The sequence below is a fragment of the Polaromonas sp. Polasp52 genome (assembly GCF_059491565.1).
On sequence record NZ_CP168513.1, the window covers coordinates 1,605,587 to 1,623,702 of the forward strand.

Sequence of the window (18,116 nt, forward strand, 5' to 3'; positions counted from 1 at the left end):
CACTCCAGTTTTCCATCGAGTCGGCGATCGCAATTTTCGAAGCTATTTTTGAAGGTTGCCGTTGGAATTCACGATGGAGAGATCTACCCCACCCCAGCCGGTCCGCTGGTTGGCTGTGTAGTTGACAAAGACACCTCCCAGGTTGTATTCGCCCAGGCTGGACAAGGCTTGCAGCACGCCGGCGCGGGTCGGCGTCTTGCCCGCACGCCGGACGGCTTCCACGGCAATCTTGGCACCCATGTAGCCTTCGAGGCTTGAGAAAGACAGGGCCTCGCCCGGTGCGTACTTCTTCATGTCAGCTTGATATTCGGTGATGACCGGCTTGGAAGGAACGAAGGGGAAAGGCACCGCCTGGCTCAACACGATGCCGCGTGCCTTGTCCTTGCCGACGGCATTGACCAAACCGTCGTGCAGCAGCACCGACAGGCCGTAAATCTGCACCGCCCCCCCGGGGACGTCGCGGACAGCCTTGACGAATTCAAACGCAGGCTTTCCCGCAGCCAGCAAAATAATGCCCTTGGGGCGGATCTCCGTGATGGCGGCGGCGGCGGCGCGAACGCTCGCATCCAGCTTGTCGGGCGCGGCGTCAAGCACCTGCTGAGTCACGATTTTGACGCCCTGCGGCCCGCTGAGCTGGGTCGTCAACTGCGCCAGGGGCGGGCCGAAGGCGACGCTCATATTGACGATGGCCAGCGAGTCCTTGCCCCAGGTCTTGGCTTCCTTGAGCAGGCTGCCCACTTCATCCGCATAGCCGCTGCGCAGGGGAAACACATTGCTGGCGGAAACCACATTTTTATCGCCCTGCAGCGGCGCGATCAACGCGATGCCGTTCTTTCCCGGCAAGTCCTGCTTGGCGATTTCGGCGAGTCCGCCGCTGTTGAGAAAGCCCAACAGCCCTACCACCGCCGGATCGCCGATGAGTTGCTGGGTCAACTCAAGCATCTTCGGGGCCTGCAGGCCGTCGTCAAGCGTGACCAGCTTGAGCTTGTTGCCCTGCAGGGTGCTGCCCGCATTGACTTTGTCGAAATAGGCCTGGATACCCGCCGCCATGCCCTTGGCGTTCGCCGCCGATGTCGGATTGGTCTGCGAAGCGACCTGCCCGAAAACCAGGTCGATGGCGTGGCTGGACATCGGCAAGATCAAGATCCCAAGTGCAGCCATCGTGGTCTTGAGGCGCATGAAATTGAGAGCCATGTTGTCTCCTTTATTACTTTAGCCAGTACATCATCAACACAAAGTAATTCAAATGGGTTAAACCCCGAGATGTCGTACTACGCTGGCTGAACGCAGCCCTCAAGCAATAAGTTCGGTCGCCGAACTTGCGGCAAGGGCCTTCACAGGTCGATTCAGACGCCCAGGTATTGGTGAACGATTTCTGGTTGCCCGCGCAATTCATCCGAGCTGCCTTGCCAGACCACGCGGCCTTTTTCAATCACAAAGTGCCGGTCGGCCAGGCCCATCAGCGCTTTCACGTTTTTATCGATGACGATCTGCGACAAACCCTCCTTCTTCAGGTCAGCAAGGGCACGCCAGATTTCGTTTCGAATCACGGGGGCCAGGCCCTCTGTGGCTTCGTCGAGCACCAGCAGCCGCGGGTTGGTCATCAGCGCGCGGCCGATGGCCAGCATCTGCTGCTCACCCCCCGACAGCTGTGATCCCAAATTAGCGCGGCGCTCTTTCAGCCGTGGGAAAAAGGCGTAGACACGGTGAAGATCCCAGGGTTCTCCATGGCTTTTTTTGTCGTCCCGGGCGGTCGCCACCAGGTTTTCCTCGACCGTCAGATTGGGAAACACCTGCCGGCCTTCGGGCACCAGCGCCAGGCCCTGGCGCGCGATGCGGTGCGAAGGTAGATGGTCTACCCGGCCACCGGCCACCGACACGCTACCGGAGGCCACGGGCAGCATGCCGAACAAACATTTGACGGTGGTGGAACGGCCCATGCCGTTGCGCCCCAACAGGGTAACCACCTCACCCGGGCCGACGTCGAACGAGATGTCAAACAGCGCCTGCGCATGGCCGTAGGAAGCCTGCAGGCCTTGGACGGATAAAAACGGTGTCATGATTTTTTCCTTGCCCGCGTCATGCTGGAGCTTCTTCACCGAGGTAAACCGCCCGCACTTCCGGATGGTTGCGGATTTCCTCAGGCGTTCCGGTGAACAAAATCTTGCCGTAGACCAGCACGCTGATGCGGTCTGCCAGCGCAAACACCGCATCCATGTCGTGCTCGACCAGCAGGATGGTGTAGAGGCGTTTCAGACTTTTCAGCAGCGATATGACGGCGGCGGATTCCTGAACACTCATGCCGGCCATGGGTTCGTCCAGTAGCAGGAACTTCGGCCCGGCGGCCAGGCTCATGGCCAGCTCCAGCTGCCTGCGCTCACCGTAACCCAGGTCGCCGGCCGCCGCGTTGCATCGATGCGCGAGGCCGGTGGCTGCCAGCGCCTCTTCGGCGAATTTGCGCGCCTCCTTGCCCGCCAGCATCGGCCTCCAGAACTTGAAGGCATGCTGGCGTGAACCAAGCGCCGCGAACGTGGCGTTCTCCAGCACGCTGAAGTCCTCAAAGATCGAGGTGATCTGGTACGAACGCAACAAACCACGCCTGGCGCGTTCATGAATCGGCAAGGCGGACACATCCGCGCCCTTGAACCAGACGCGGCCGCTGTTCGGTGCCAGCTCGCCTGACAGCTGGTTGATCAGCGTGGTCTTGCCGGCACCGTTGGGGCCGATGATGGCGTGCAGTTCTCCCTCGCCGATGTCGAGCGACACCGCGTCGGTGACCAGCAGCGCGCCGTAGCGTTTGGTGAGTGATTCAGTGCGAAGTACGCTGGCCATTACAGGGCTCCTTGCGCGGCATCCGTCGCCGTAACGACCGATGGAGTGGCTTTTGGGACCGGCCTTTCCCGGGAATCCAGGCGCTGCAGCAGCCCGATGATCCCGCGGTTTCCCAGGAGCGTGACAATGACGATGAAGGGGCCGAAGACGACCATCCAGTGTTCGGTCAATCCTTTCAGGATTTCTTCCAGGCCGAGGAAAACCAGCGCACCCATCAGGGGGCCGAACACGGTGCCCAGGCCGCCGATCACCACGATGACGATCAGCTCGCCCGAGACCGACCAGGCCAGCGTGCTGGGCGAGGCGAAGGCATTGAGGTTGGCCAGCAGCAGGCCGGCCACACCGCACAACATGCCCGACATCACATAGGCCAGCAACTGGTAGCGCAGCACCGGGATGCCGGCGGCATTGACGCGGCGTGTGTTCTGTTTGGCCCCACGGATCACCATGCCGAAGGGCGCGGCGCGCAGCCTGGCCAGCCACCAGATCGACAGGACCAGGACCACGAAGGCCAGGGCGTAGACGCTGGTCGCGGACGACAGGTCGAGCGGGCCGAACCGGCTGGGCTGGGCGATGGACATTCCGTCATCGCCGCCATAGTTCTTCAAGCTCACGAACAGGAAGTAGCCCATCTGGGCGAAGGCCAGCGTGATCATGATGAAAGCGATGCCGCTGGTGCGCAGGCTGATGGCGCCCGTGACCAGCGCGACCAGGCCGCACACGCCCAGGCACAGCGCGAGGTGCATCCAGCCGTTGCCGATGCCGTGAAAAGAGGCCAGGCCGACGGCATACCCTCCGAGCCCGAGAAACAGCGAATGGCCGAAGCTCACCAGTCCGCCGTAACCCAGCGCCATGTTCAGCGCGCAGGCGGCAATGGCGTAGATGATGATGCGCGCAAAGAAGGCGACATAAAACGGCTGGCCGGTGGCCTGCGCGACGAAAGGCACGGTCGCCAGCAACAGCAGGACCAGCAAGGGAACCCAGGTGCTGGGGCGTGAAAGAAGTGGGCTCATGGTTGTCACCTGTTGGCTGGAAAGAGGCCTTGCGGACGCCAGGCCAGAACCACCGCCATCAGCAGGTAGACCAGCATGGAGGCCAGCGCCGGGCCGGCCGCGTCGGCGAGCGAGCGTTCGGTGACCTGCCGCAGCATGAAGGGCAAAAATGCGCGGCCCAGGGTGTCGACGATGCCGACAATCAGCGCAGCATAAAAAGCGCCCGTGACCGAGCCGATGCCGCCGATCACGATGACCACCAGTGTCGTGATGAGCACCGACTCGCCCATGCCGGACTGCACCGACAGGATGGGCCCGGCCATCGCGCCGGCAAGGCCTGCGAGCATGGCGCCGACCGCAAACAGCATGGCATTGAGCAGGCGGATATTGACGCCGAGCGCGGCGACCATCGCGGGGTTCACCGCGCCGGCCCGGATCAGCATACCGACGCGGGTCTTGTTGATCAGCAGCCAGGAACCCACGGCAACCACCAGCCCGACGACGATGATGGCGAAGCGGTAGGCCGGGTAGCTGAAGCCGGCGACAGGGATGGCGCCGCTCAAGAACTCCGGCACCTGCAAAAATACCGGCTGCGGGCCCCAGATGATGCGCACCAGTTCATTGAAGAACAAGACCAGGCCGAAGGTGGCCAGCACGTGGTCGAGATGGTCGCGCCGGTAGAGGCGCGCGACCGCGACGAACTCCAGCGCCAGGCCCAGCAGCAGCGAGCCCAGCATCGCCGCCAGCAGGGCCAGCCCGAAGGAGCCGGTGTACTGGAAGGCCGTGGCCGCGAAGTACGCGCCCATCATGTAGAGCGAGCCGTGCGCCAGGTTGACGAAGCTCATGATGCCGAAGACCAGCGTCAGGCCTGCCGCCAGCAAAAAAAGCAGGACGCCGTACTGCAGGCCGTTGAGCAACTGCGCGAAAACAATCGTGCCGTTCATGTCACTTCAGCGCGCATTGCGCGTGGTAGGCATCGGACTGCTTGGGCAAGGGAGTTGCGATGAGCTTTCCGACGACACTGCCGCCGCTCTTGACGGCTTCGAACGCGTAGTAGTTCTGCACCGGCAGGTTGTTGTTGTTGAACGCGAATGTGCCGCGCACCGACTTGAACTCGCTGCCGGCCGCCTTGACCGCCGCGGCGAGTGCCTTGGCATCGCCGGCCTTGGCCTTGCCCAGGGCGATATTCAGGATATTGGCCGCGTCGTAGGCCGTCGCCGCGTACGCGCTGGGCGTGCGTTTGTACTTGCGTTCGAAGTCGGCAACGAACTTCTTGTTCTCCGGCGTGTCAAGCGCCGCGTCCCACATCGCGCCGCTGATGCTGCCAAGGGCCGCGTCGCGCAGGCCCGGCAGGGTTGTGCCGTCGACGGTGAAGACGGAATACAGCGGCACTTTGGCCATCAGGCCGGCCTGGCTCATCTGCTTGATGAAGTTGACGCCCATGCCACCCGGGTAGAACACAAACACCGCATCGGGTGCGGCAGCCTGCAGCTGCGCCAGTTCGGCGGAATAGTCAGGCTGGTTCACCTGCGTGTAAACCTCGTCCACGACCTGGCCCTTGAAGTAGCGCTTGAAGCCGGCCAGCATGTCTTTGCCGGCCTGGTAGTTGGGCGCCATCAGGTAGACCTTTTTCAGGCCCTTGTCCTGGGCCAGCTTGCCCATGGCTTCGGCCGCGCCGTCGTTCTGCCACGCGGCGGAAAACACATTGGCCTTGCAACCCGCGCCGGCCAGCGGCGACGGGCCGGCATTCGTGGCGATGGCCACGGTGCCCGACTCGACGATGCGCGGCAGGCTGGCCATCAGCACATTGGAAAAGCTCAGGCCCACGATGGCATCAACCTTGTCCTTGTCGATGAACTTGCGCACGATCTGGCTGCCGATCTCAGGCTTGAGCTGGTCGTCTTCCTTCAGCACCGTGGCGGCCTGGCCGCCTAGCTTGCCGCCCAATTGCTCGACCGCCAGCATGAAGCCGTCGACCTGGTCCTGGCCGACGATGGCCTGCGGGCCGGACAAGGGTGCCATCAAGCCGATGGTGGCGGCGGCGGTGAACTGGCTGGCGCCGGCCAATATGAGCCCGGCCGCAGCGGTCAGTGCATTGCGGCGAAAAGGCGTTTTGGGTGCTGGGTTCATGGTGTTTTGTCTCCTGTTTATCGTGTGGTCGGGTGGAATGACGAAAGGGCTGAAAGGCTGCGGGTTCAGTCGGAAATTTGCACGAAGACGCGCCCGCCCTCGATGCGCACGGGGTAGCTGCGAACGTCCTGCGTGATCGGCGCGCAGGTGCCGCGGCCGTTGCGCACGTCGAACTTGCCCTGGTGCAGCGGACATTCAATTTCATAACCGTCAAGAAAGCCGTCGCACAGGCGGGCATGGCCGTGGGTACAAATGTTGTCGGTGGCAAAAATACTGCCCTCGACCTTGTAGAGAGCGATGTCGCGGCCGCCGACCTGCAGGCCGACCACGTCGTCTTCGGGAACGCCGGCTTCTTCGGTGGCGTCAAGCCAGTTGGTGTTGCTCATGATTTAGATGGGGTAGATGATGGAATTGGGGATCATTTCGCTGTCGTATACGCACAGCCGCGAAGCGAACTTCAGGCCTTCAGACGTGCGCACGATCACGTCGATGTAGCGGCCGACGTTGAAGACCGTCGACTCTTGTGACAGCTTGGTGCGAAAGACCGCGTAGTTGGCTTCCGACTCAAAGCGATTGCCGCCGGCCGCGCGAATCAGCGGCGCACCGACAACGTGGCGCTGGTAGTAAGGGTCATGGAACAAGGTCTCGCGGATGCCATAGACACGGTCTTTCAGCATGCCCTTGCTTTCAAAAAGCAGGGTTGCCAGCGGAAAACCACGTTCGTGGTTTTCCCGCGGGATCAACTTGTAGAGGCAGTCCTCGGTGAAGAACCCGGGCCACAAATCCCAGTTGCCCGAGTCGACCGCCTGGGCGTAATCGGCATACAGCTGCGAGATTTGCAGGTAATCTTCGAAATTGAGGTTGATGACGGCGCTCATACATCGGCCTCCATCACTTCGCGCCAGTATTGGTACATGCCGCGTATCAATGTTTCCGTGACCATGTGGTCGGTGTCCTCGACGGTGCGCCCGCCGAGTTCGGCCAGGGTGCGGTGGCCGGGCTTCTGCTCGAAACCCTGCTGCGAGAACTCAATCACCTCACCATCGTCGGCCGACACAAAGCCGGCCGGGCCGAACAGGTTGGCCTGGCGCAGCCGGCGCTGCGTCATCTCTTGCGTGTCGTCCTCAAAGCCAAAGTGCGTCCAGACGAAATCGAAGGAACCGTGGCCGTCGGGCTGGATGTGGCGCGTCGATACGCTGTTGACCTGCTGCTGCAGGATGACGCTGGGAAACAGCGTCATCATCACCGCGGTCGGGCCACCCCACCAGGGCTCGGGCACGATGTCCAGAAAGCGCGGATCGTTGAGTTCCATGCTCTCTTTGAAGCTGGACACCTGGGTGACCTGGTCAGCCTTGCCCGACTGGCCGCGCGTGGAGATCATCGCGGCATGGCGGTGGCGCGCATCCATTTTGAGTTCGGACTTGTTGTCTGCGCGCCAGAGGCCGAAGGTGACAAACCAGGTGTGCAACAGGCCGGGGTGGTAGGGGTCCTTGATGTTTTCCTGCATCAGCTTCCAGTTGCCCGGGATGCGCTGGCGGTTGTAGCCCAGGATCTTCAGCTTCCGGCCGTCAAAGAGACGGTCGAAATAGCCGAGGATCACCGGTCCAAGAAAGTCTTCTAGGGATTCGACGCCGTGGTCGAAGCTGGCAAACACCACGCCGCCGCGCGTGGCGACCTTCAGCTTGTTAAGGCCGTGGTCGGTGGTCTTGAAGTCCGCCGGCATACCCCCGTTGACCTTGCCGTCCTGCTTCACGCCGCGCCGGAACGGCACGCCCTGCAGGTCGCCCTTCAAGGTGTAGCTCCACTGGTGATAAGGGCACACAAACTCTTTTTTGTTGCCATGGCGTTCGCGGCAGAACTGCATGCCGCGGTGGGCGCAAACATTTTCGACAACACTGACGCCGCCGTCGGTGTCGCGCACCATGATCACCGAGCGTTCCCCGATCACCGTGCGCTTGAAGTCGCCGGCGTTGGGGATCTCGGCGTCAAGGCCGACGTAGTTCCAGTGTTTGGTGTAGAAAAAACGTTCAAGCTCTTTCCTGTGCTGGTCCGGGTCGGTGTACGCCATGAAGGGAATCCGGCTTGTGCCTTCGGATTCCCAATGGATCTTGATGGGAAAGGTGCCGGTGGATCCGGTCGTTGTTGGGGTGGTCGATGCGGTCATCGCTGTCTCCTTTTGCTTCGGTTATTCAGCGCCCGTGCTTCAGGCGGCCACCGTGACCGTGATGCCCGCCAGGCCCGCGATATCGCCTTGCATGACATCGCCCGCAAGCACGGCGTTCACGCCTTCGGGGGTCCCGGTCATGATGATGTCGCCGGGCTCCAGCGTTTCATATTCGGAAAGATAGGCGATGCATTCCGGGACCGACCAGATCAGCTTGGCGATGTCCGAGGATTGACGCGCGCTGCCGTTGACGGTGACGCTGATGGCGCCTTGCGCGACATGACCGCCGTCGACCACGCGTGAAAGCGCGCCGACGGGGGCCGACAGCGAGAAGGACTTGCCGAATTCCCACGGGCGGCCCTTGTCGCGCGCGTCGAGCTGCAGGTCGCGGCGTGTCATGTCCAGCCCAACGCCGTAGCCGTAGACATGGTCCAGCGCGTCGGCCACGGCGATGTCACGGCCGCCCTTGCCGATCGCGACAACGAGTTCGATTTCGTGGTGGAAGTTGTTCGTCTTCGGCGGATAAGGAATGCTGACCGGCGACGACGCATCGACGGCCGCGTTGGCCGGTTTCATGAAAAAGAACGGCGGATCGCGATCCGGGTCCTTGCCCATCTCGCGCGCATGCGCGGCGTAGTTGCGGCCCACGCAAAAAATGCGGTTGACGGGGAATCGTTCGCGGATACCGGCGACGGCGAGCGTGGGAGTGGCAGCGGGTTCGATGGCGTAGTTCATGTGACGGTGTTCCGTTGAAAAGTTGAAAGTCTTTCAGGCGCGGTGTTCGCGCCACAGGCCGAGTGCCTGCTGCACCGGGCGGTCTGAATAGCTGAAGAGCACGGTGTCCGGGCCGGCGCGGAACTGGTGGCTGTGCCAGGACGGCACCACCATCACGTCGTTTTCATCGAGGCGAACGGTCTTGCCTTCAATGCTCGCTTCGGCGTGGCCGCTGAGGCACACGTACACCGTGCCATCGGTGCAGCGGTAGGGCCGTGTCTCGAAGCCGGCTGGAAGCAGCTGGGAGAACGCCGCTATCGTCGGCATGGGCGAGCGGCCGGTGGCCGGGTTGACGTAACGCTGCTTGTGGCCGAAGTGCGCGTCAGGCTCGCTGCTTGCGGCTATGGCCTTCAACGATGCCAGGGTGCGCTCCCAGGGATAGACAAACACCTTGGTCGGCTCGGCAGGCTGCTGGTAAAAATCGACCGGCACCATGTTGGCGCCGTAGCGCGCCAGCGCATCGCCCTCCGGCCGGACGACGGCCTGGTAGTTGCTGTCGCTTTTCTCGGCGAATCCCGCATCGAGGAAACGCACAATGGGGATGTCCAGTCCGTCGAGCCACACCACCGGCTGGTCACCCGGGTTGCCGTGGTCGTGCCAGGTCCAGGCCGGTGTGATGATGAAGTCGCCGCGGCGCATGGTCGTGCGTTCGCCATCGACCGCCGTGTAGGCGCCTTCACCGTCCAGCACCAGCCGCAGCGCGGACTGGGTGTGGCGGTGCGCCGGCGCCACTTCCCCCGGCATGATGAGCTGCAGGCCGGCATACAGCGACTGTGTGATGCAGGATTGGCCGCGCAGCCCGGGGTTTTCCAGAATCAGCACGCGGCGTTCAGCCTCAGCCGCGCTGATCAGCGTGCCCGCTTCCATGACCCGTTGGCGCACGTCGGCGTATTTCCACAGATGCGGGACCGCCGGCGACTTCGGCGAGTGCGGCACCAGCGCGCCCAGCACTTCCCACAAGGGCGTCATGTTGTCGACGCCGATGCGCTCGTAATAGGCTTTGCGGCTCAGCTGGGAATCGAGGCCGGTATTTCTGCTGTTCATGGGGGTTCCTGTTGTTCGGTCTGATCGGTCTGGTCGCTCAAGTGCCGCTGGCATAAAACGCATCGGCATAGATTTGTTCGGGCAGCACGCCCATCTGGCGCACCAGCAGGCTGGTGGCCTCAACCATGGGGGGCGCACCGCAGAGATAGGCACGGAAGCCGTCAAGGCCCGGCCAGTCCTGGGCGATGGCTTCGGTGACCAGGCCGGTGCGGCAGCCGGGCGCCTGGCCGGACGCAAGCACGAGGTGCACCTTCAGTTGCGGATGCTGGCGCTGAAGCTCCGCCAGCCACTCGCGGCCATAGACGTCGCGTTCGGAACGAACGCCGAAATACAGGTGGATGCTGTTGCGCATGCCTTCGGCAATGACGCCGCGGATGATGGACAGAATCGGCGCCAGGCCTGTACCGCCGGCCACGCAGAGCATCGGCCCTTCATGCTTGCGGCGCAGGTAGGCCGAACCCAGCGGGCCGCTGACGCGCACCGCATCGCCGACCTTCAGCGTATTGGCGATGTAGCCCGTAACACGGCCCTCGGCGACCAGGCGCACGTGGAATTCCAGCTCGCCGTCGGCGCACAGGCCCGCCATGGAATAAGGCCGGCTGTGCTCGGGCGTGAACTGAAGCTGGGCGTACTGCCCTGGTGAGAACTCGATGGGCTTGGCCGGTTTCAGCCGCAGGCGTTTGATGTCGTGGGTCTGGTCCTCCACCGCAACGACGGTGGCCTTGACGATCTTTGCCGTATGGACAACGATCTCGTCGGGCTCGGGGATCTCGACAATGCAGGATTCCGTCAGAAAGGTCTGGCAGGCCAATACGTACGGGTCGCCAGCCGTCGCCGGCCGCTGCGCTTCCCCGCCCGAGGCGAGCACTTGCCCTTCGACGAGCTTGCAGCGGCAGGTGCCGCAACGCCCGGCCAGGCAGCTGTAGGACACCGGCACATCGTTGGCGCGCAGGGCGTCCAGCAAGTTCACCCCTGCGCTAACGCTCAGCGTACGCTGGAGAGGGCGGACAAAAATTTCCATCGTGCTTGATCTGGTGTGTCTCGTGGGCAGCGGCAATCAGGACCAGCAGCTGCAATGAGGGCATGATCAGAGACCCACCAAAATCAGTCAATACAATGGCGTTAATGTTCTATATCATTTGAATCAATAATCAGTACCACTACCACCAGGGGCCGCAAATGGAACTCAAGGACATAGACCTGAACCTGCTGGTGATCTTTAACCAGCTGCTGACCGAAAGAAAAGTCTCCAAGGTGGCGGAGAACCTCGGCCTGGGACAGCCCGCCGTCAGCAACGCCCTGGCGCGCCTGCGCAAGCTGTTTGGCGACGAACTTTTTCTGCGCACGTCGAGCGGCATGCAGCCCACGCCCTTTGCGGACCAGTTGGCCGAATCGATAGGTTATGCGCTGGGCATGATCCACGGCGCGATCAACGTCAAGAATTCATTCGATCCCGCCAGCAGCAAACGGAGCTTTACCGTCGGGATGACCGACATCGGCGAAATCTACTTCCTGCCGCTCTTGATGGAAAAGATCCAGAAAGTGGCGCCCGGGATTTCCATCAGCACGGTGCGCAATACCACCGTCAACCTCAAAGATGCCATGGAGGCAGGACACGTCGATCTGGCGATCGGGCTGTTACCCCAATTGAAGGCCGGATTTTTCCAGCAGCGCCTGTTCTCTCAACAATACGTTTGTGTGTTTCGCAAAAACCATGCACTGGACAAGCGAAAGATTTCTCCAGCGGATTTTTTTGCAAGCGATCACGTCGTGATTGCGTCCGCGGGAACCGGACACGGGAAAGTCGACGAAATTCTGGACAGCGGTTCACAAAAAAGACGCATACGCCTCACGGTTCCCCATTTCGTCGCGATTGGCCATATTCTTCAATCGACCGACATGGCGGCCACAGTGCCCGAACGCCTGGCGGAAAAAATGGCGACGCCATTCAATCTCAGATACGTCAACCATCCCGTCAAGTTGCCACAAATCGCCATCAATCTTTTTTGGCACGCCAAGTACCACAAGGACCCGGCAAACCAGTGGCTCAGGTCGCTTGTCTTCGAGACGCATTCGGACCGTTAATGCTTGCCGGCAACCCGGTGCTCGCCAGGCCTGCGCATGAGCAGATACACGGCTGGAATGACAAACATGGACAGCAAGGGGGCGGTGATCATCCCGCCGACCATGGGCGCGGCAATGCGCTGCATGACCTCGGAGCCGGTTCCCGTTCCCCACATAATGGGAAACAGGCCGGCCAGAATGACCGCCACCGTCATCGCCTTGGGCCGCACGCGCAGCACCGCACCTTCCTGAATCGCATCGAGCAGGTCGGCCGCCGTGGTCTTGCCCTGGGAGAGTCGGTCATCCCAGGCGGTCTTCAGGTACAGCAGCATGATCACGCCGAACTCGGCGGAAACCCCGGCTAGAGCGATAAACCCGACAGCGCCCGCCACCGACAGGTTGTAGCCCAGCAGGTACAGCAGCCAGATGCCACCCACCAGAGCACACGGCAGCGTGGCCATGATCAGCAAGGCCTCGTCAAAGCGCTTGAAGGTCAGATACAGCAGCACAAAGATGATCAGCAGGGTGAACGGCAGCACCACCTTGAGCTTGGCGGTGGCACGCTCCAGGAACTCAAACTGGCCGGACCAGGAGACGGAATAGCCGGGTGGCAGTTTGACCTTTTCCGCGACCGCTTTCTGCATGTCCTGCACGGCCGAGCGCAGGTCGCGCCCGCGGATGTCCACATAGACCCAGCCTGACAGGCGGGCGTTTTCGCTGCGCAGCATGGGCGGGCCATCAGTGATGCGGATATCGGCCACGTCCGAGAGCAGCAGGCGCTGGCCGCGTTCCGTCACAAAGGGCAGGCTGCGCAGCTTTTCCAGCGAGTCCCGGATTTCCCGGGGGTAGCGCATGTTGATCGGAAAGCGCTGCAGGCCTTCAACCGTCTCACCAATGTTTTCGCCGCCCACGGCTGAACTGATGACTGATTGCACGTCGGCAATGTTGAGGCCAAAGCGCGATGCCGCGTCGCGTTTGATATTGACATCTATGTAGCGCCCACCGGTCAGGCGCTCCGCCAGGGCGCTTGCTACGCCGGGAACGTCTTTGAGCGCCCTTTCGATCTCGCTGGTCAACCTGTCTATCGTGACCAGGTCGGTCCCCGCCACCTTGACGCCTACCGGGCTCTTGATGCCGGTGGCCAGCATGTCAATGCGGTTGCGAATCGGCGGCACCCAGATATTGGAAAGGCCTGGCACCTTGACGATGCGGTCCAGCTCCTCGACCAGCTTGTCCTGGGTCATGCCAGCGCGCCACTGCTCACGCGGCTTGAACTGGATGGTGGTTTCAAACATCTCCATGGGCGCCGGGTCGGTCGCTGTCTCGGCGCGGCCGGCCTTGCCGTACACGCTGGCGACCTCGGGCACGGTCTTGATCAACCGGTCGGTCTGCTGCAGCAGCTCGCCGGCCTTGCCGGCCGACAGGCCCGGCAGCGCGGACGGCATGTAGAGCAAGTCACCTTCGTCCAGCCGCGGCATGAACTCACCGCCGATATGCCGCAGCGGCCAGAGACTGATGAGCAAAACCATGCCGGCGGCCAGCAAGGTGAGCTTGGGCGCACGCAACACCACTTCCAGCATCGGCCGGTAGAGGGCGATCAGCAGGCGGTTCAGCGGGTTGGACTTCTCATCGGGAATCCGGCCGCGAATCAGGTAGCCCATCAGTACCGGAATCAAGGTCACCGACAGCCCGGCCGCTGCCGCCATGGCGTAGGTCTTGGTAAACGCCAGCGGCGAGAACAGCCGTCCTTCCTGGGCTTCCAGCGTGAACACCGGGATAAACGACAAGGTGATGATCAGCAGCGAGAAGAACAGCGCCGGCCCGACTTCGGCCGCCGCATCGCCAATCACTCGCCAGCGCGCTTCGCCCTCCAGCGTCTCGCCTGTGTGATCGTGGCCCCAATGTTCCAGGTGCTTGTGGGCGTTTTCGATCATCACCACGGCGGCGTCCACCATGGCGCCAATGGCAATCGCGATACCGCCCAGCGACATGATGTTGGCGTTGACGCCCTGGTAGTGCATCACGATGAAGGCGGCCAGGATGCCCAGCGGCAGCGAGATGATCGCCACGAACGCCGAGCGCAGGTGGAACAGGAAAATAAAGCACACCACGGCCACCACCAGGAATTCCTCCAGCAGTTTGTGCGTGAGGTTGTCCACGGCACGCTCGATGAGGCCCGAGCGGTCGTAGGTCGGCACGATTTCAACACCCTTGGGCAGGCTGGCCTGCAGGGTCTGGAGCTTGGCCTTGACGGCGGCAATCGTCTCCAGCGCATTCTTGCCGGAGCGCATGATGATCACGCCACCGGTGGCTTCGCCTTCGCCGTCCAGTTCGCCAATGCCGCGGCGCATTTCCGGGCCGATCTGGATGCGTGCCACGTCGCCCAGGCGGACCGGGACGCCGGCCGCCGAGGTCACGAGTGGAACGGCGCGGAAATCTTCCAGGCTTTGCAAATAACCCGAGGCCCGCACCATGTATTCGGCCTCGCCAAGTTCCAGCACCGAGCCGCCGGTTTCCTGGTTGGCTTTCTGGATGGCTTCGACCACCTTGGTATGCGCAATCGCATAGGCGGCCAGTTTGTCCGGGTCCAGCACGATCTGGTACTGGCGCACCATGCCGCCGACCGAAGCAACCTCGGCCACATTGGGCACGGTCTTGAGCTCGTACTTGAGGAACCAGTCCTGCAGGGCGCGCAGTTGCCCGGCGTCCTGGGTGCCGCTGCGGTCTATCAAGGCGTACTGGTAAATCCACCCCACACCGGTGGCGTCCGGCCCCAGCGAAGCCCTGGCGGCCGCCGGCAGGCGCGACTGGACCTGGTTCAGGTACTCCAGCACACGGGAGCGCGCCCAGTAAAGGTCGGTCCCGTCCTCGAACAGCACATAGACGTAAGAGTCGCCAAAGAAGGAATACCCGCGTACCGTCTTGGCCCCCGGCACCGACAGCATGGTCGTGGTCAGCGGGTAGGTGACCTGGTTTTCGACAATGCGCGGCGCCTGGCCAGGGTAAGTGGTGCGGATGATGACCTGCACATCCGACAGGTCGGGCAAGGCGTCCAGCGGCGTTCTCATCACCGAGTACACGCCCCAGGCGGCGATCATCAGCGTGGCCAGCAGCACCAGCAAGCGGTTGCCTATGGACCAGCGGATCAGGCGGGCCATCATCGCCGGGCTCCTAAAGCCGAGGTTTTGGGTTGCTGCGCCGAAGCAGGTGCGACCGGCGTGATGGAGGTCAAGGTCGGTTCACCGTCCTTGGGCATCACAAACTCGAACCGAACCCTGTCTCCCTTGGCCACATTGCGCGGCATGCCGCCGGCCGGCGCCTTGAACTCCATGGTCATGGCGCCCATGCCGGCGGTGGGCAAGGGGCCATGGGCCAGCACGGCGCCGTCCTTGTCGATGGCGATCACCTGTGCCTCACCGGGGTGCCGCGCCAGTGACGGGGCAGCCTCGCTGTTGAGCCGGGCCTCCACGCCCTTGAGGCTGGCTTCCGAGTCGATCAGGAACTGGGAGGACACCACCACACGCTGGCCCGCCTGCAGGCCGCGCTTGATTTCCGTCTGGCCGCCGCTTTCAATGCCGGCTTCGACCGCTACGGGCTGGAAGCGGCCGTTCTCCTCGGCCAGCATCACGACCGTGCGTTTGCCGGTCTGGATCACGGCCTCGGTGGGGACCAGCAAAGCCTTCTCGGCCCGCATGTCCATGAACTGCATGGTCACGAACATGCCGGGCACCAGCCGTGAACCCGGGTTGGCCAGTTCCAGCCGAGCCTTGAGCGTGCGCGTTGCCGCGTTGACGTCCGGCAGGATGGCTTGCACCTCGCCCTCGAAAGTCGTGCCGGGCACGGCCGGGCTGCGGGCTTGCACCCTGGCGCCCGGGCGCAGCAGCGCCGCCTGGCTCTCGGGTACTTCTGCGTTGGCCCAGACGGTCGACAGACCGTTGATGCGAAACAGAGTCATCCCCGCCGACACCGTCATGCCCTCGCGTGCCAGCAGCTCCGCCACCACGCCGCCCAATGGCGCCGTGATCGTGGTGCGGGCCTGCGCCCTGCCGCTGACCTCTACCAGGCGGATTTGTTCGTCATTCATGCCCACCTGGCGCATGCGCTGGCGCGCGCCGTCGACCAGCGAACCGAGGTCATTGCCCTGCATGCGTTTGAGGGACAAAAACTCTTCCTGAGCCGCCACCCAGTCCGGGACATACAGGTCCACCAAAGGCTGGCCCCTGGCTACCGTATCCAAGGTGGCACGCACATGCAGGCGCTCGACATAGCCTGTCGCCCGGGCTTGCACGGTGGCCTGGTCGCGCTCGTTGAACGCAATGTTGCCGGCCACGGAGACTTGAGGCGACAGCGTGCCTTCGGTGACGGCGGCGGTGCGCAGCCCGAGGTTCTGCTGGATTCGCGGGCTGATGGTGACCTTGCCCTGATCGGATTCGCTGTCCGCATAGACCGGCACCAGCATCATGTCCATAAATGGCGACTTGGCCGGTTTGTCGAACTTGTTGCCCGGCACCATGGGGTCCTGGTAGTAAAGAATCTTGCGGCCGGTGACCGGATCGGTATCGCCCGCCTTAAGTCCCGCGCCGATGTGGCGGCGCGTGGCTTCTTCGCCTTCGGCGATGCCTTGGGGGCCGGCGGTGGGCGAAGCTGCCGGAGCCGGTGGCGCTTCACTGGGTGGGGCGACTGCCGCCATGCTGCTGCCGTTTTTTATGCCCAGGACGTACAGGCCATAGCCCGCAGCGCTGAGAACGCCGGCGGCGATCAGCGCGGTAATAAGGTATTTTTTGTTCATGGCTGTTCCTTGGCTTGCGCCGGCATGCTGTGTTCGGGGGCGAGGAAATTGAGTTGGGCCCAGGAGCGCGCGGTTTCCATTTCCAGCGTCAGGGCCTGCATACGGGTGTCGATCTCATCGCGGCGTACGGACAGTGCGCCGCCGAGGTCGCTCTTGCCTGTGCGATAGGCTGTCAGTGCAGCCTCGGTGCGCTGGCGGGCTGTAGGGATCAGCTCATTGCGGTACCGGGCTAGCCGGTCCTTGCCGGTTTGCCAGTCGTTGAGCCAACCACGCACCTCGGCTTCATGGTTGCGCAGCATGTCTTCATAGCGGGCCTTGGCCTCGTCAACCATGGCCAGCTTGGCAGCCAGCTCGCGGTTCTGGCGGTTCTTCTGGTCCCATTGGAGAGGGATGGAAACGCCGATGGAAATCATGTTGGAATAAGCTGGGCCGCGTTGGGCGTAGCTGGCCTCCACGCTCCAGTCGGCTTGTTTGTTCGCTTGGGCCAACCGGGCATCGGTTTCCACGGCATCGACCTCTGCGCTTATGGCGAGTAAATCAGGATGCCGCTTGAGGTGTTCGCTTGAAACCTCACTCTGCAGCGGAGTGGTTTGCCAGGGCGGCGAACCCGCGAGGGGCCGCTGCGCATCCGGCATCCCCACCCAGCGGGCCAGCATCAGGCCGGCGTTGCGTGACTGGCGGTCAATCTGGCTAAGCCTGTCCTCCAGCTGGATCACGGCGCCGCGGGCGGCGAACACGTCGGCCTGGCTACCCCGGCCCGCGCGAAACGCGATGTGGGCCGCTTGCACCTGCAGCCGCGTTTCCTCAATCTGTTGCTGCACCAGTTCGCGCATGGCCTGGGTGTAATAGCGGTCCAGCCAGGCCAGTGCCGTGTCGCGCTGCAGGTTGGCCAGGGTCAGCAGGCGCTGCGCCTGCACCCGCTGCGCGTCGCGTTCAAAGCGCTCCGACCGGAGCTGGCGTTTCTCTGAGCGGGTGATTTCCTGCATGACGCCAATGCGGCGCATGGTCATGAAGTCGCGTGTCAGGCTGCCGCGGTCTGCGCCGTCGGCCGGCAGGTTGTCGATGCCGAATTTGAGCACCGGGTCGGGGAGCTGGCCCGCCGCGACGGCCTGCTCGCGGACGGCGGCGGTCAGTGCGCCTTGGGCCACCAATTGCTGGGACCGGCCGATGGCAATGCGCTGCGCCTCGATCAGGGTCAAAGGGTCGGCGGCCCACGACGCGGACGCCATGGCGACCATCATGGCGGCAGCGGCGGTCCGATAAGTCGGAAAGGGAATCAACATAAAACCTCCAGAGCACGGATAAGGACCTGTCGATGCAGGGGGAA

Annotated in this window: 16 protein-coding genes; 1 reads left to right on the forward strand and 15 read right to left on the reverse strand. The window is 63.0% G+C overall.

Annotated features, from left to right (window positions below; all coding sequences use genetic code 11):
- Positions 1-42: 42 nt before the first annotated feature.
- From ACEN9P_RS07485 to ACEN9P_RS07540, 12 genes are all read right to left on the reverse strand, one after another.
- Positions 43-1,194 carry an ABC transporter substrate-binding protein gene (locus tag ACEN9P_RS07485; protein WP_495621567.1) on the reverse strand — a complete coding sequence of 384 codons (1,152 nt, stop codon included), beginning with the start codon at positions 1,192-1,194 and terminating at the stop codon, positions 43-45.
- Positions 1,195-1,346: 152 nt separating this feature from the next.
- Positions 1,347-2,060 (reverse strand): ABC transporter ATP-binding protein, encoded by a 714-nt coding sequence (locus ACEN9P_RS07490; protein WP_495621568.1) that lies wholly within the window; start codon positions 2,058-2,060, stop codon positions 1,347-1,349.
- Positions 2,061-2,079: 19 nt separating this feature from the next.
- On the reverse strand, positions 2,080-2,832 hold the full coding sequence (locus ACEN9P_RS07495; RefSeq protein WP_495621569.1) for an ABC transporter ATP-binding protein: 753 nt from the start codon (positions 2,830-2,832) through the stop codon (positions 2,080-2,082).
- Positions 2,832-3,845, reverse strand: a complete 1,014-nt coding sequence (locus ACEN9P_RS07500) for a branched-chain amino acid ABC transporter permease (RefSeq protein ID WP_495621570.1) — start codon at positions 3,843-3,845, stop codon at positions 2,832-2,834. The genes ACEN9P_RS07495 and ACEN9P_RS07500 overlap by 1 nt, the downstream gene beginning before the upstream one ends.
- Positions 3,846-3,850: 5 nt before the next feature.
- The gene (locus ACEN9P_RS07505; RefSeq protein ID WP_477715042.1) at positions 3,851-4,768 is read right to left on the reverse strand and encodes a branched-chain amino acid ABC transporter permease; all 918 of its coding nucleotides are present in this window, start codon (positions 4,766-4,768) and stop codon (positions 3,851-3,853) included.
- 1 nt (position 4,769) lies between these two features.
- Positions 4,770-5,954, reverse strand: coding sequence for an ABC transporter substrate-binding protein (locus ACEN9P_RS07510; protein WP_495621571.1), 1,185 nt, complete (start codon positions 5,952-5,954; stop codon positions 4,770-4,772).
- Between the two features lie 65 nt (positions 5,955-6,019).
- Positions 6,020-6,340, reverse strand: a complete 321-nt coding sequence (locus ACEN9P_RS07515) for a non-heme iron oxygenase ferredoxin subunit (protein ID WP_477662812.1) — start codon at positions 6,338-6,340, stop codon at positions 6,020-6,022.
- A gap of 3 nt (positions 6,341-6,343) precedes the next feature.
- Positions 6,344-6,832 (reverse strand): aromatic-ring-hydroxylating dioxygenase subunit beta, encoded by a 489-nt coding sequence (locus ACEN9P_RS07520; RefSeq protein WP_495621572.1) that lies wholly within the window; start codon positions 6,830-6,832, stop codon positions 6,344-6,346.
- The gene (locus ACEN9P_RS07525; protein WP_495621573.1) at positions 6,829-8,118 is read right to left on the reverse strand and encodes an aromatic ring-hydroxylating dioxygenase subunit alpha; all 1,290 of its coding nucleotides are present in this window, start codon (positions 8,116-8,118) and stop codon (positions 6,829-6,831) included. The genes ACEN9P_RS07520 and ACEN9P_RS07525 overlap by 4 nt, the downstream gene beginning before the upstream one ends.
- Positions 8,119-8,157: 39 nt before the next feature.
- Complete coding sequence (locus ACEN9P_RS07530; protein WP_495621574.1) at positions 8,158-8,853, reverse strand: fumarylacetoacetate hydrolase family protein; 696 nt, start codon at positions 8,851-8,853, stop codon at positions 8,158-8,160.
- A 33-nt stretch (positions 8,854-8,886) separates the two neighbouring features.
- The gene (gene gtdA, locus ACEN9P_RS07535; protein WP_495621575.1) at positions 8,887-9,936 is read right to left on the reverse strand and encodes a gentisate 1,2-dioxygenase; all 1,050 of its coding nucleotides are present in this window, start codon (positions 9,934-9,936) and stop codon (positions 8,887-8,889) included.
- A 37-nt stretch (positions 9,937-9,973) separates the two neighbouring features.
- Positions 9,974-10,957, reverse strand: coding sequence for a 2Fe-2S iron-sulfur cluster-binding protein (locus ACEN9P_RS07540; protein WP_495621576.1), 984 nt, complete (start codon positions 10,955-10,957; stop codon positions 9,974-9,976).
- Positions 10,958-11,115: 158 nt separating this feature from the next.
- Here ACEN9P_RS07540 and ACEN9P_RS07545 point away from each other — a divergent pair, with 158 nt between their 5' ends.
- The gene (locus ACEN9P_RS07545) at positions 11,116-12,021 is read left to right on the forward strand and encodes a LysR family transcriptional regulator (RefSeq protein ID WP_477662818.1); all 906 of its coding nucleotides are present in this window, start codon (positions 11,116-11,118) and stop codon (positions 12,019-12,021) included.
- Here ACEN9P_RS07545 and ACEN9P_RS07550 read toward each other — a convergent pair.
- From ACEN9P_RS07550 to ACEN9P_RS07560, 3 genes are read right to left on the reverse strand one after another with little or no spacing between them, the layout of a single operon-like run.
- Positions 12,018-15,161: an efflux RND transporter permease subunit gene (locus ACEN9P_RS07550; RefSeq protein ID WP_495621577.1), complete on the reverse strand. Its 3,144-nt coding sequence runs from the start codon at positions 15,159-15,161 to the stop codon at positions 12,018-12,020. The genes ACEN9P_RS07545 and ACEN9P_RS07550 overlap by 4 nt on opposite strands.
- Positions 15,158-16,789, reverse strand: a complete 1,632-nt coding sequence (locus ACEN9P_RS07555; RefSeq protein ID WP_495621578.1) for an efflux RND transporter periplasmic adaptor subunit — start codon at positions 16,787-16,789, stop codon at positions 15,158-15,160. The genes ACEN9P_RS07550 and ACEN9P_RS07555 overlap by 4 nt, the downstream gene beginning before the upstream one ends.
- A complete protein-coding gene (locus tag ACEN9P_RS07560) occupies positions 16,786-18,072 on the reverse strand; it encodes a TolC family protein (RefSeq protein WP_495621579.1) in 1,287 nt (428 codons plus the stop codon). The genes ACEN9P_RS07555 and ACEN9P_RS07560 overlap by 4 nt, the downstream gene beginning before the upstream one ends.
- Positions 18,073-18,116: the final 44 nt, after the last annotated feature.